The following is a 12,923-nucleotide window of genomic DNA, read 5'->3' as shown; positions in this document are numbered from 1 at the left end:
TGCCCCACCCCTTTAAGAAATCCCGTCAATCTTCCGAGGATTTTCAAGGAAGGGGTACAATGAATCTGACGACTCACAAATTGTCTTCGACGTATACGGCGTCTCTCACCACGTCAGTGGCCCAGACGATGATGCAGTGGCACTCGACATTCCTCAAACCCATTCTCCCGGCCGTCTTTTTTTTCGCCGGTGTGACCTATGACACCCTCACGTTAACACGCATCGATCGATTGCTGGATAATCTGATTATCCTTCTCTACATCACGCTCCTGGGCACTCTCATCATTCTCACCGGACGGTTTCAATTAGGACTGATCCCCTCAACACCGGACAAACCCGGCTGGAATGTCTTGAGCCTGATGCATCAGGCCCGTCCGCATTTTGGCAAGGCCATGCAATTTTTATTAGGTGGGCTGTTCAGTGCCTATGCCATCCTCTATTCCCAAAGTGCATCATGGTCCACGTCCGCCATCTTTTTGGGAATCATTGTCGGGTTGCTCATCGCCAATGAATTTCTTTCCAAACGGTATTCCAGTCTCAAAATGCTGGTGGGCCTCTTTGCGATCGTCACCTTAAGCTTTATGACCTTTTTCCTCCCTGTCCTGACGGGCTGGATGAATGCGGCGGTCTTTTTAACCGGTGCCCTCATCACCATAGCCGTCGTATGGGAAACCGTCCGTCTCACCCTCCGCGGCATTCCCAATCTTCCTATGAGGGCTTCCTTGAGCATTTGTTTCCCGGCTTTTGCCCTGGTGGGCCTGTGCACCACGTTATATTTTTTAAATTGGATTCCTCCCATTCCCCTCTCCCTCAAATCCGGAGGCATCTATCATCACATCGAAAAACAACAGAATGAATACCTGCTCACCTATGAAGATGGTCCCTGGTACGCTGTGTGGAAACGGTCGGATGACCGTGTCGGAACGGACACACCCGTCTATAGCTTTTCATCCGTGTTTGCTCCGATCACCTTGCATACCACCATCTATCACCACTGGGAATGGAGACCACTCGCCAAGTCGGCTGAATTCATCACCACGGATCGCATTCCGATTTCCATCACCGGGGGGAGAGAACATGGCTATCGCATGTACACCATGAAACAACGCCTCCAGCCTGGTAAATGGCGGGTGAATGTAGAGACGGAAGACGGGCAACTCATCGGGCGCATGGCGTTCTCAGCCGACGCAAATTATTCGCCGTCCCATGAACTGACGACCATCACACAGTGAATATTTTCCTTCCTTCCTCGAGCATGTTTATGTGTTGGCGTTTCGTCACGCCGACATCATTTCTGACAGACGTATTGCGTCGGATTCACCACGACAAAAAAAATTAAAAAAATTCCTGGAATTAATTGCTTAGACGTTGTACTATAGATTCAATATCATCATGCACAACTATCGAAACACTTCTTGCTTAGATCATTCCCTCTTCAATTTCGCTTCCGAACATCGCTTGGCATTACAGAACGATAGCGCCGATAAATTTTTCGCGTGACGTCCTACACTAATAACGGGCTCAAGGGTTCCTATTCACAGACTCACTGCTATCGTAGGAGTGAGCTATCACTGCGGCTTCGACGTCGCATCTCATTTGAAAGGGGGTGAGTGTTTTGGCCACAAAGAAGAAAGCACCAGCCAAGAAAAAGGCTCCAGCCAAGAAAAAAGCTCCAGCCAAGAAAAAGGCTCCAGCCAAGAAAAAGGCTCCAGCCAAGAAAAAAGCTGCCACGAAGAAACGGTAATTTTCCCAGTGTGCGGACCTTACGCCGGATGGGGCATGCTCCATCCGGCGTTTTGGTAGGGTCCATCTGTTCTGCCGCCAATCAGAACAGAATCCTCTTACCGGGTCTTTTGTCGGTCTCCCTCATCTCCACTTTTTCCATCATTTTTCCATTTCACCTTTTTGCGGACTACCGCTCACCTCTCAATGGACGAGGAGAGCTCTTGACTCCACGAACTCCACCTGGAATGATCCTGATCTCCACAGGTATTGATTGAACACCACACAGATGTTCTGATTTTTAGGTTCTTAGAAGGGAATGTGATATGTCGCAACACACCGGTAATTTAGTCGGATTAATGGCTCTGTATGTATTCATGGGTATCGGGACAGTACTCTTTTCAAATGGCTCCGGCTTTGCCTCGGGCGAAGAGTTGAACACCCCCCACTCCCCAAAAAAATCTTCTGAATCTTCGTCGCCCCCATCCTCTCAATCGGCACAAACGGACGCTGCAAAAATGTCGTTAGAGAAGAAGGGTCAGGAAGAATTGGAGGCGTTACGGAAAAAGCCGGATGAATTTCGTACGTTGATGACCGGAGTACAGATTTTTCTCGGACGCTTTGGATATGGAGTCGGACCCTATACAGGAAATCTCGACGAAACCACTAAACAGGCCTTGAAAGCCTATCAGAAAAATTCAGGTCTCTCTCAGACCGGGGACCTCGACTTTCCCACCCTGAAACATCTCACCGAAGATGATCGCCTTTTAAATCGTGTTGTCCCATTTCTTCCCCCACAGACCTTTCACGATCAGGAATGGGGACAATGGGTGGAAGTCCAGGGTTCCTGGATGCTCAAGGAGGGCAACACCGACGAGGTCCTGCAAACCTCGCGCATCACCTGTATGAAAGAATTTAAACGGTGTATCGACTCGACCGCATCCCTGGTCAATGCGAATGTGCCTCAACTCAAAGTGCATACCCATGTTTATGATATACAGGAATGGGATGACGCCAACATCGTGTCGGCACCCTATGATGGGGAAGCCTGTGCCGTGAGTATTTTACGGATCTCACGGAATCCCCCACTTGTCACCCGTTTTCTTTCTTTGCAAAACAAACCAGGCCCGTGCGCCCAGGTGCAAGCCGAAGACCGACAATACGTCCTGGAAGATGGTCCCAAAATCTACCAGATTCTCCGAATGCAAAAGGCTGAGGCCATTCAACAAATCCTGCAAGTCACCAAGTAACCCGCTGTAATCCGGAGTCAATCGTGATACTCACAGGAATAGGGCAGGGATGTTGAGGGAATCTGAAAGCCAGATAGACCCGATTTCCCGTGTCCTCAGAGTTCACCCTCATGAAGAACCTCCTCACCGGATCGGAGAATTGTCCTGGTTAGCCTTTGCCCCTAAATGCCCAGGAAAAGTACAGACCAGCCACGGCAATCGTGAAGAGTTGAATGTTTTGGAGAATAGGACTGCGTTGGGCCCCCTCCGTGGGGGGAGAGGTAATAAAATGAAATCCTAAAAATTCGGGCGGCTGCCCGGGTGGCGTTTGCCAGGGAGGGAATAAGACCGCCAGGATGAGAAGACCCACCATGATATAGAGGATACGAAGGTTGAGTGGCTCCTGCTTGGAATCCTCCGCTGGTTTTCGATCTACCCGATTCCCGCATTTTGGACAGAAACGCCCTTGGCGAGGGAGATCATAGCCACAAGAAGGACACGGCTTGGTTTCACTCACACAGCACCTGATTTCTGTTAAGATGATATATGTTTCATGATTGTTGTATTTCTTTATCTTGCCCAATTTCCTTCGATTCGTCCAGGCAGGTCCCGCAAAATGATTTGACTCATTTCCCACGTCATTTTTATAATTTCTCAATAGATCACGATTCAATCCCAATATCGACCCTCATTCGTTCCCTCAGACTGGTGCACGTCTCTCTTCCGATACCTCGCTTTGCCCCCTTGGCCCATGCACCAACTCCACCATTATTCATGAATCATCTTTGTCAGGAGACACCGTGACACCCTCTTCCGTTCGCGTCCTTTCTGTGATTGGCGCCGGAGCCTGGGGAACGGCTTTGGCTCATCTACTGGCCACCAAAGGATTCAGCATCCGCTTATGGGCACATGAACCTGAGGTCGCGGAGACCATCCAACGCACCAGAGAAAATTCCTGGTATCTTCCGGAGGTGGTCTTACCCAATTCTATCCAGGCCACAATCAGTCTTCCGGATTGCGTACAGGGCACAGATGTCATCCTGCTGGCGGCACCATCACATGCCATGGCCAATATGGTGAAGCAACTCAACCTGTTATTAAAGGAACCCCTTCCCATCATCATCGCCACCAAAGGTATTGAGGAAGGCACGCTGCAATTAATGAGTCAGGTGGTCGAAAGTCATCTTCCTGCCGTCTGGCATCCGTTTATCACCATTCTTTCAGGGCCCAGCTTCGCATCAGAAGTGAGCCGTTGGAAACCCACGACCATTTTACTCGCCGGGCGGGATTTCAATCTGGTTAATGGTCTGCAACAAGCCTTCATCACTCCACAGTTTCGCGTGTACGCCGGACGGGATATGATCGGTGCCCAACTGGGCGGTGCATTAAAAAATGTCATGGCCATTGGCGCCGGCGTGGTGGATGGGCTGGATCTTGGATCTAACGCGAGAGCCGCTTTAATCACCAGAGGGCTGGCCGAAATGATCCGGTTGGGCCGGGCCATGGGCGCCGATGTCGCCACCTTTTATGGGCTATCGGGGTTGGGAGATCTGGTGCTCACCTGCACCGGGACGTTGAGCCGGAATTACCAGGTCGGCATGCAACTGGCCAAGGGCGCGAATATGACCACGTTACGCTCAACCACTAGAACCGTGGCTGAAGGCGTTCCCACCAGCCGGGCTGCCATGGCGCTGGCTGAACGTTATCACGTGGATATGCCCATTGTGCGCGGCGTATTTCAAATGTTGTTTGAAGGGCGCAATCCCCGGCATATTGTGACAGATCTCATGTCGCGATTAGCGAAAGGCGAAACTGATGGCCTTTTTTCCGCCAGCACCGCCACTTTTGGCCCCAGGGCCCATTCATGAATCACGACCGGTTAGCGGCCCTGCTTCAACGGGTTCAAGGCGGACACGTTTCTGTCCCCCAGGCCATTCGACAGCTCCGCACTCTCCCGTTTGAAGATCTCGGGTTTGCCTCAGTGGATCATCACCGGTCGCTTCGACAGGGTTTTCCGGAAGTGATCCTGTGCGAAGGCAAAACACCCGCACAAATTACGGCCATCGCTCGAAAATTGTTAAAGGCCGGCGGACCGTTCCTCGCGACACGAGTTTCGCCCGCTAATGCGCGCAGCCTCAAGCGATTAGCCCGCAAGGCGGTGTATCATGAGATGGCCAGAATGGTCTCTCTTTCCGATAGCAAGCGAGACAAGCAGGGGTTGATTCTTGTTGTCACGGCCGGCACCTCCGACATCTCTGTGGCCGAAGAAGCCAAAGTCACCGCCGAAGTCATGGGAAGCCGGGTGCGTACACTTTATGATGTGGGCGTCGCCGGCTTACATCGGCTCTTAGATCGCCAGGAAATCCTTCACCAGGCACGAGTCGTCGTCGTCGTCGCAGGAATGGATGGGGTATTGCCCAGTGTGGTGGGAGGGTTGGTTGATCGCCCGATTATCGCCGTACCCACCAGTCAGGGCTACGGGGCGAATTTTGGCGGGCTTGCCCCTCTCTTAACGATGCTGAATGCCTGCTCATCGGGAATCGGCGTGGTAAATATCGATAACGGGTTTGGAGCAGGCTGTCTCGCCCACCGCATCAATATCAACGGACCAGCGGAAGCTCTTCCCCAGACGTAGGTAACGCAGGCATCGGCTCGCTCAAAGGTTCCGATGTTAGCGGCTCTCCCATTTCAGGGGTTATGCTCTCATCTTTTTCCTCCGGTTCACCGATTTGAGTATCGGCCTCGGAACCACCGGCCTCCTCCGGCAGAAGAACACCCGCAGCATCCATGGGAGCCTCTTCCTCTGAAACTGCCGGATCGTCGGAAGACTTCACATCTTCGTCCGTGTTGGGGCCACTCTCTTCGGAACTTTCTCCCTCACGAAGAATTTCAAGTTCTTCCGGAATATCCGGTTCCGGAGGAAGGGGAGGCAATACTTCACCCACATACGCCAACGCTTCGAGTGTCCCGTGAACCCGACGTGACACAATCTTCGTTCGGGGTCCATTCCCCTGATCTTCCATCAACTTGGCCTGGAGTTCATAAAAATACGAGCCATCAGCAACGAGTTGATGGTATTGATCTTTCCCATCCCAGACCAGCTCCACTGGAATGGTAGGATTCTTCCCTTTCGGCTTCAGTTCGTCCACCAACAGACGATGTGCGACAAAACTCATTGAGCGCCGCGTCGGTGAGGTGATCATGGCAGAGACTTCCAGCACATTGGCTCCACGCAACGATGACGGCAACTCCACGAGCAAGGTCAGTTTCAACGGACTTTTCCCAAGGATAAAGGGATCAGGAGAAACCACCACATCAGAAATTTTCACGGGGGAAGTGGCCGATCCTTTTTTTCGTTTGGCATCAACCTGTTGGGAAAAGGCTAAACTGACAATGAGACTGAGGGAAAAAATTTGCAGTGTTTTCAGAGAAATTTTAAATAAACGAGGCATCTGTTTCCTTATGTGTAAAAACGTGAAGTCCATCGATCAGTCAATGGTCGATGAATCCCGAGAAATGCCAGAATAAAGCAACTCCCGGGCAATCATGTCCTTCGGAGAATAACGAAGGATCTCTCAAAACTGTGAAGCCTCCAACCAGGACTCAGATCCTTTAGGTGTTCGTTATTGAGAGCATCCTTCATATTGTGCCAAAGATTTCCCCTTCAGACCAATCAAATCCCAGAATTGTTGAATAATTTTTTCTTCGGCCTTTTGCGTGGCTGCCTTGTCTGGGCCCTTCGGGGAGGCTCAGGACAGCCTCCGCGATTTTGAGTTCCAGCCGAAATTGGGGAACTGCATAGGGAACCCGAAGGGCTACGACAATACCAACATGGTTTTGTGCCAATTTGCCGAAAAAAAAGGTCCTATGTGTCTGGAAGAAACCCAGATAATTTCAAAATTCTCGTCATCTTCTCAATGACCAACTCAGCGTCGCGTTCAGGTTTTTGATATGCTACGGTTTCGCCTTTGGACTTTTTCAGGTGTAATTTCATGACCAGACATCTTCATATTGATGCATTTTCGGGTGTAAGCGGGGACATGTTTTTAGGTGCCCTCGTAGATACCGGAGTGCCCTTGTCTGCTCTTGAAAAAGGCCTCAAAGGCTTAGGCATTAAAGGCTATCGGCTGCGCGAGCAGCAGGTGATTCGCAACAGCATCCGGGCTACCAAAGTGGATGTGGACATCCGAAAGGGATTTACCAAACCCCTATCACTTGCCACTATCAAAAAAACGTTAAAGAACAGTCGCCTGTCCGACACCATTCGCACGCAAGCCCTTCACACCTTCCAACTGCTGGCTGAAGCCGAAGGTAGGGTGCATGGCCAAGAACCGACTAAGGTTCATTTTCATGAGGTGGGCGTGATCGATTCGCTGGTAGATATTGTCGGGACGCTGTTGGGATTCGCGCATTTGAACATCACAACGGTGTCCTTTTCACCTATCAATCTGGGAGCCGGGACTATTTCCACAGCACATGGGCTGCTTCCGGTGCCGGGACCGGCAGTGGCGCACATGGCCCAGGGCATTCCCATCCTCTCAAATGGACCGGCCATTGAATTCACCACACCAACCGGTATCGCCTTGGTTAAAACTCTCTCCCAGGATTGTAAACCGCTCCCACCCTTAACACCACAAACCGTGGGGTATGGCGCAGGCACGGCCGATCCTCATGGCTGGCCTAATGTGTTACGTGTATTTGTTGGTAGTCAAGATTCTGATTCTTTGAATCACACCGAACGCGTTTTCCAGCTTGAGACAAACATTGATGATATGAATCCGCAATTGTATGAGGTAATCATGGAGCGCCTGTTCGAGGCTGGAGCTCTTGATGTCACCTTGACGCCAACCATCATGAAGCGGAGTCGGCCCGGCACGATTGTGACAGTGATCGCTCTCTCACAAGACCTTCAGGTCTTGCAATCGCTACTATTTTCCGAAACCTCGACGCTGGGAATACGGATCCAGGAAATGGACCGAGCCATTCTGCCTCGCTCCTTCCAAACAATTAGACTGTTGGGGGGGCCTGTCCGCATGAAGATTGCCGGTCTTGGACAGGGCCGTTCTAAGGTCACTCCCGAGTATCGGGATTGTGTCACCTTGGCTGAGCGCACCAAGCAGCCAGTGCAAACAATCATCGACCTCGCACGCCGGACGTATGTCAGCTCAAAAACCCCATCCCGGCGCAAAACTTCTCCTGCCAAATTGGCAGAGCGCAAGTAATCTATTCATGGCTTCCGCCCAACCGACCAACCCGCTTCTGGCGATTACCATGGGCGATCCTGCCGGGATCGGACCGGAAATTATTGTGAAGGCTCTCCAGTTGCCGAAAATCTGGCGAGTTTGTCGGCCCCTGGTCATCGGTAGCCGGACCATCCTGGAATACACCGCGCAATCCTTGGGGGCCTCACTGGTTCTTATGCCGGTGAGCGGGCACGAAACACTCCCGGATTCTCGAATGTTCCGTCGGGGCTCTCTCCCGGTCTTGGATCCCTTTTCCGGATCAGTCCGTCCGGTCAGGATTGGGCGTGTCACGGCACGGTCCGGAGATATGGCCGTCACATGCATTCAAACAGCGGTCCGGTTGGCCCAGGCCGGTTGCGTACAGGGCATCGTCACGGCACCCATTAATAAACATGCGATGCATTTAGCAGGGCACACGTACCCGGGCCATACCGAGATGTTGGCGGACCTGACGAACGCAAAAGAATCGGGGATGATGATAGTCGGGGGTCCCTTGAAAATTTTATTTGCGACCACACACCTGGCTCTGCGTGATGTCCCGAACCTGTTGACCTCTCCCACAGTTCTCCGGGCCATTCGATTGGCTCATCAGGGACTCACCTGCTTGTTCCACATTCAGAAACCGCACATCGGCGTGGCGGGCCTCAATCCCCATGCGGGCGAAAATGGACTGTTTGGCGACGAGGAAGGCCGTATCATTCAACCCGCCATTCGGCAAGCCAAAAAACAGGGCATTGCCTGCTCGGGTCCTCATCCTGCCGATACCTTGTTCGGCAAGGCGGTCCGAGGATCATTTGACGGCATTGTCGCCTTGTATCATGACCAGGGATTGATTCCGCTCAAAACGGTGGCCTTCGGCCATTGCGTGAACATCACGGTGGGTCTGCCGATCATTCGCACGTCTGTTGACCACGGCACGGCCTACGACATTGCCGGGCAAGGCAAGGCTGATCCCATGAGCCTTGTTGAGGCCATTGAAATGGCTGCCAAGTTGGCCACACACTCCCCATGATTGGCAAGGCGTGAAGATGGGAGCGCGACAACCGACATCCTCCGCCCAACCACCGGTATCTTCGACTGGTCGCTCCTGGAGTGCGAGAAAAATCGCTGCCGCAGCCTTGCAGACAATTGAACGCACCCGGGCTTTCAGCGATGACGTGTTCGATCACATTACTAAAGACCTCGTGGTCAGCACCCGTGATCGGCACCTGGCGTTTGAGTTGGTCTATGGAGTGTTACGGCATTACCTCACCCTGGATTGGCGATTAGATCAGGTTTCCCGCAAGCCCATGATCCGCCTGCCGCTGACGGTCGCCACGACGCTACGGGTGGCTGCCTATCAACTGCTCTATCTCGATCGTATTCCGGCTTCCGCCGCGGTGAATGAAGCCGTTCAGCTGATCCGGAAGCAGCCTGGCCACAATTGGTCCGGTTTCGTGAATGCCGTATTGCGGAATCTACTCCGTCAACCTGTTCCGCCCATGCCCGATCCGGCAGTCGATGCCACCCTGGCCCTCTCCATTCGATATGCGAGTCCGCCCTGGTTAGTTGAGCGCTGGCGAGAATCCTTCGGACTCACACAAGCGGAACACCTTTGCCAACAGTCTATAGGCATTCCGCCGCTAACAATTCGAACGAATACTCTTCAGTGTTCCCGTTCCCAATTGCTTGCCCGCCTCCACTCGGAAGAAATCCTTGCACAGGAAACCACCGTGAGCCCCGTCGGTTTGATTATGAACAAATGTGGCAGTCCCGGCGAACTGTCCGCCTTGCAAGACGGTTGGTGTTACGTAGAGGACGAAGCCGCTCAACTCATTCCATTGCTCCTTGACCCTCAGCCCGGCGACCGGGTTCTTGATGCCTGTGCGGCTCCCGGAGGAAAATCCACACACATGGCTCAATTGATGAAAAACCAAGGGACGCTTGTGGCACTTGATCGTCATCCGGGACGGTTAGATCGGCTCGTGTCAAATTGTGCCAGGCTGGGAATCTCCATTGTTCAGCCTGTTCACCATGATCTGACTGCAACAGCCGGACACGACAGGACAACCCATGGCTCAACGACCCGCCTCACGGTTCCTGGCTTGCTGACCCAACCGTTTGACCGCATTCTGCTTGATGCCCCCTGTTCTGCTCTGGGTATTCTTCGCCGACACCCGGAAGGAAAATTAATAAAATCGTTATCGACCATCCAACAGGCCAAGGCTCTTCAACGTGAGATTCTGGATCGGGTCTGTGGCCTCTTGAGACCAGGGGGAATCTTGGTCTATAGTGCCTGCTCAGTCGAACCGGAGGAGACCACAGAGATTATCTCCGGATTTTGTCAGGAACATCCTGAATTTTATCAGGAATCCGTCACACCTTGGGTGCCCGCTGCCGGGCAATCACTCATTACTGCCATGGGGCATTTGTGTACGGCCTTTCAGACCTTGAACATGGACGGATTTTTTGCGTGCCGGTTGAAAAAATCTGAATAACGATGCCAGTCACACCTTTAATCTCTCCTTCAATCCTTTCTGCTGACTTTGCCCGGCTCGCGGAAGCCGTCCAGATGGTGGAAGCAGCCGGTGCGGATTGGATCCATGTGGATGTGATGGATGGCCATTTTGTTCCCAATTTGACAGTTGGTCCGCCCATGGTTGAAGCGCTTCGCAAGGTGACCTCCTTGCCATTAGATGTTCATCTGATGATGACCAACGCGGATGATTTTATCCCTGAATTCGTGGATGCCGGAGCCGACCTGTTAACCGTGCATGTCGAAGCCTGCCCACATTTACACCGCACGGTGCAGTCTATTAAGGAACGACAGGTCAAAGCCGGAGTGTCCTTAAATCCGGCGACGTCCGTCACGACCCTTGAGGAAATACTTGGTGAGGTGGATTTAGTTTTGGTGATGTCTGTGAATCCCGGCTTTGGAGGCCAACAATTTATTTCCTCCAGCCTGGATAAGATCCGGCGGATCCGGACCATGATGAATAATTCCCGCAGTTCGGCCCATTTGGAAGTGGATGGGGGAATCAACCCGACCAACGTGGCTTCGGTGATTCAGGCCGGTGCGAATGTTCTGGTTGCCGGTTCCGCCATTTTCGGCAGCAAGAATATTCCTGAAACCATTCGGCAGATGCGAACCGCGGCTCAGACCGTGATTGTCTAATCGGGCCCATGATTTCTCCCAATAATACCGACAGCCTTCATCCTCTCGAAATTCAGGTCCTCCGTGAACTGGGGAAAAACCCTCAGCCACTTTCAGACCTTCAACTTGCCAACCAAACGGAGCTAGCCCCTTCACAAGTCAGTATGGCCGTCGGCTGGCTGCTTACGAAACAACTGGTGAGCCTGTCGTCCGAAACCACAACGACCTATGTCTCCCTCACCACGGTCGGTGCCCAATACCACCAGCCCGACTCTTCTCCACTTGAGTGGATTCTTCAGACGGTGAAGAGTGCCGCTCATGAAGGCTCTTCACCTACCGTGAAGGACCTTCAAGGTACGGAGAAATTCCAGCCCTCAGAGCTAAGCCGGGCGATCGGGATTCTCAAGAAAGAAGGCGTCGTTCAGATGGGTGCAGGGGGAGTGCTGGAAATAACCAGTAAGGATAGTGACACCGTGAGGGACTTGCGAAGCCTGCTCAATCAGATTCAGGAAGGTGCACGCCCCCTGGATTCGTTTGCATCCGATCAACAGGCATTGCTTCGACAATACGCCGTCAAACGCGGCAATACGCAAGAACCCTTTCGCATCGATGATCATACCGAACGGACCTATGTCCTTACAGATGAGGGCCGGAAACTTCTGCCTCATTTACGGGAAGGGGCTGCCCAAGAAATTTCTCAATTGACCCCTGAACTCTTAAAAGACGGGTCCTGGCGTCACGTATCCTTTCGCAAATATTCCATTAACCTTCGCCCTCCTCGCCTGGCGGTCGGCAGACGGCATTCCTATCGGGAATTTCTGGATACCGTGAAGTACAAGCTTACGAGCATGGGGTTTCAGGAAATGCGTGGCGAACTCATTGAGACGGAATTTTGGGATATGGACGCGCTTTTCATGCCTCAATTCCATCCTGCTCGTGCCATCCATGATGTGTATTTTGTCAAGAATCCCAAGATGGCTAAGAAAATTCAGGAGCCATTTCTCAGCCAGGTAGCCCAAGTCCACCGGGATGGGGGAACGAGCGGATCGAAAGGGTGGAAATACGAGTATGACCCGGAGCGGGCGAAGCGCTTAGTCCTCCGCAGCCAAGGCACCGCCGTTTCCGCTCGGACATTGGCAAAAAATCCCCCCGTTCCCGGTAAATTCTTTTCTATCGCCCGGTGTTTTCGTTATGACAATGTCGATGCCACGCATGCCACCGACTTTTTTCAGGTGGAAGGGATTGTGCTTGGCTCTGATATCAATTTTCGAACACTTTTGGGACTCCTGCAATTGTTCGCCACGGAAATGGCTCAAGCCAAAGAGATTCGATTTTTTCCGGCTTATTTCCCGTTTACCGAACCCTCGGTGGAATTGCATGTCCGTCATCCCAAACTTGGATGGATGGAATTGGGAGGCGCCGGCCTTTTACGCTCTGAAGTCACCATACCGTTAGGGGTGACGGTTCCGGTCATTGCTTGGGGACTCGGGTTGGATCGAATGGCCATGATCGCCCTTGGGATACAAGATATTCGCGATTTATTCACTTCCGACCTAGAAGCGGTTCGCAATATGCGCCGTCATTTTTAGCTACGAC

The 12,923-nt window shown here is 52.4% G+C and carries 12 protein-coding genes; 10 read left to right on the top strand and 2 right to left on the bottom strand.

Features of this window, described 5'->3' with window-relative positions; all coding sequences use genetic code 11:
- The first annotated feature begins 59 nt into the window (after nucleotides 1-59).
- From PQG83_RS15745 to PQG83_RS15735, 3 genes are all read left to right on the top strand, one after another.
- Nucleotides 60-1,232 (top strand): DUF2914 domain-containing protein, encoded by a 1,173-nt coding sequence (locus PQG83_RS15745; RefSeq protein ID WP_312743005.1) that lies wholly within the window; start codon nucleotides 60-62, stop codon nucleotides 1,230-1,232.
- Between the two features lie 328 nt (nucleotides 1,233-1,560).
- The gene (locus PQG83_RS15740; protein ID WP_312743002.1) at nucleotides 1,561-1,803 is read left to right on the top strand and encodes a hypothetical protein; all 243 of its coding nucleotides are present in this window, start codon (nucleotides 1,561-1,563) and stop codon (nucleotides 1,801-1,803) included.
- A 245-nt stretch (nucleotides 1,804-2,048) separates the two neighbouring features.
- On the top strand, nucleotides 2,049-2,972 hold the full coding sequence (locus PQG83_RS15735) for a peptidoglycan-binding domain-containing protein (RefSeq protein ID WP_312743000.1): 924 nt from the start codon (nucleotides 2,049-2,051) through the stop codon (nucleotides 2,970-2,972).
- Between the two features lie 148 nt (nucleotides 2,973-3,120).
- Here the strand turns inward: PQG83_RS15735 and PQG83_RS15730 are convergent, their stop codons facing one another.
- Nucleotides 3,121-3,468 carry a hypothetical protein gene (locus PQG83_RS15730; RefSeq protein WP_312742998.1) on the bottom strand — a complete coding sequence of 116 codons (348 nt, stop codon included), beginning with the start codon at nucleotides 3,466-3,468 and terminating at the stop codon, nucleotides 3,121-3,123.
- A 283-nt stretch (nucleotides 3,469-3,751) separates the two neighbouring features.
- Between PQG83_RS15730 and PQG83_RS15725 the strand changes: the two genes are divergently transcribed.
- On the top strand, nucleotides 3,752-4,819 hold the full coding sequence (locus PQG83_RS15725) for an NAD(P)H-dependent glycerol-3-phosphate dehydrogenase (RefSeq protein WP_312742997.1): 1,068 nt from the start codon (nucleotides 3,752-3,754) through the stop codon (nucleotides 4,817-4,819).
- The gene (gene larB, locus PQG83_RS15720) at nucleotides 4,816-5,586 is read left to right on the top strand and encodes a nickel pincer cofactor biosynthesis protein LarB (RefSeq protein WP_312742995.1); all 771 of its coding nucleotides are present in this window, start codon (nucleotides 4,816-4,818) and stop codon (nucleotides 5,584-5,586) included. The genes PQG83_RS15725 and larB overlap by 4 nt, the downstream gene beginning before the upstream one ends.
- On the opposite strand, the gene PQG83_RS15715 is transcribed toward larB, so the two are convergent.
- Entirely contained in the window at nucleotides 5,552-6,403 is an 852-nt protein-coding gene (locus tag PQG83_RS15715; RefSeq protein ID WP_312742993.1) for a hypothetical protein, read from the bottom strand. The genes larB and PQG83_RS15715 overlap by 35 nt on opposite strands.
- Before the next feature lie 540 nt (nucleotides 6,404-6,943).
- Between PQG83_RS15715 and larC the strand changes: the two genes are divergently transcribed.
- The 5 genes from larC to pheS are packed head-to-tail and all read left to right on the top strand — an operon-like array spanning nucleotide 6,944 to nucleotide 12,916.
- Nucleotides 6,944-8,173 carry a nickel pincer cofactor biosynthesis protein LarC gene (gene larC / locus PQG83_RS15710; protein WP_312742991.1) on the top strand — a complete coding sequence of 410 codons (1,230 nt, stop codon included), beginning with the start codon at nucleotides 6,944-6,946 and terminating at the stop codon, nucleotides 8,171-8,173.
- A 7-nt stretch (nucleotides 8,174-8,180) separates the two neighbouring features.
- Nucleotides 8,181-9,206 (top strand): 4-hydroxythreonine-4-phosphate dehydrogenase PdxA, encoded by a 1,026-nt coding sequence (pdxA, locus tag PQG83_RS15705; protein WP_312742989.1) that lies wholly within the window; start codon nucleotides 8,181-8,183, stop codon nucleotides 9,204-9,206.
- Nucleotides 9,207-9,222: 16 nt separating this feature from the next.
- Nucleotides 9,223-10,671 (top strand): 16S rRNA (cytosine(967)-C(5))-methyltransferase RsmB, encoded by a 1,449-nt coding sequence (gene rsmB / locus PQG83_RS15700; RefSeq protein ID WP_312742987.1) that lies wholly within the window; start codon nucleotides 9,223-9,225, stop codon nucleotides 10,669-10,671.
- A gap of 2 nt (nucleotides 10,672-10,673) precedes the next feature.
- Complete coding sequence (rpe, locus tag PQG83_RS15695; protein WP_312742985.1) at nucleotides 10,674-11,348, top strand: ribulose-phosphate 3-epimerase; 675 nt, start codon at nucleotides 10,674-10,676, stop codon at nucleotides 11,346-11,348.
- 8 nt (nucleotides 11,349-11,356) lie between these two features.
- A complete protein-coding gene (gene pheS / locus PQG83_RS15690; RefSeq protein ID WP_312742983.1) occupies nucleotides 11,357-12,916 on the top strand; it encodes a phenylalanine--tRNA ligase subunit alpha in 1,560 nt (519 codons plus the stop codon).
- Nucleotides 12,917-12,923 lie beyond the last annotated feature (7 nt).

It is taken from the genome of Candidatus Nitrospira neomarina (assembly GCF_032051675.1).
GTDB lineage: Bacteria > Nitrospirota > Nitrospiria > Nitrospirales > UBA8639 > Nitrospira_E > Nitrospira_E neomarina.
This window is presented reverse-complemented; position numbering and strand designations above follow the sequence as displayed.

Coding starts and splice junctions, on each gene's coding strand:
- PQG83_RS15735 (WP_312743000.1), top strand. CDS start 2,049: ATGTCGCAACACACCGGTAATTTAGTCGGATTAATGGCTCTGTATGTA.
- rpe (WP_312742985.1), top strand. CDS start 10,674: ATGCCAGTCACACCTTTAATCTCTCCTTCAATCCTTTCTGCTGACTTT.
- larB (WP_312742995.1), top strand. CDS start 4,816: ATGAATCACGACCGGTTAGCGGCCCTGCTTCAACGGGTTCAAGGCGGA.
- pheS (WP_312742983.1), top strand. CDS start 11,357: ATGATTTCTCCCAATAATACCGACAGCCTTCATCCTCTCGAAATTCAG.
- PQG83_RS15715 (WP_312742993.1), bottom strand. CDS start 6,403: ATGCCTCGTTTATTTAAAATTTCTCTGAAAACACTGCAAATTTTTTCC.
- rsmB (WP_312742987.1), top strand. CDS start 9,223: ATGGGAGCGCGACAACCGACATCCTCCGCCCAACCACCGGTATCTTCG.
- pdxA (WP_312742989.1), top strand. CDS start 8,181: ATGGCTTCCGCCCAACCGACCAACCCGCTTCTGGCGATTACCATGGGC.
- PQG83_RS15745 (WP_312743005.1), top strand. CDS start 60: ATGAATCTGACGACTCACAAATTGTCTTCGACGTATACGGCGTCTCTC.
- larC (WP_312742991.1), top strand. CDS start 6,944: ATGACCAGACATCTTCATATTGATGCATTTTCGGGTGTAAGCGGGGAC.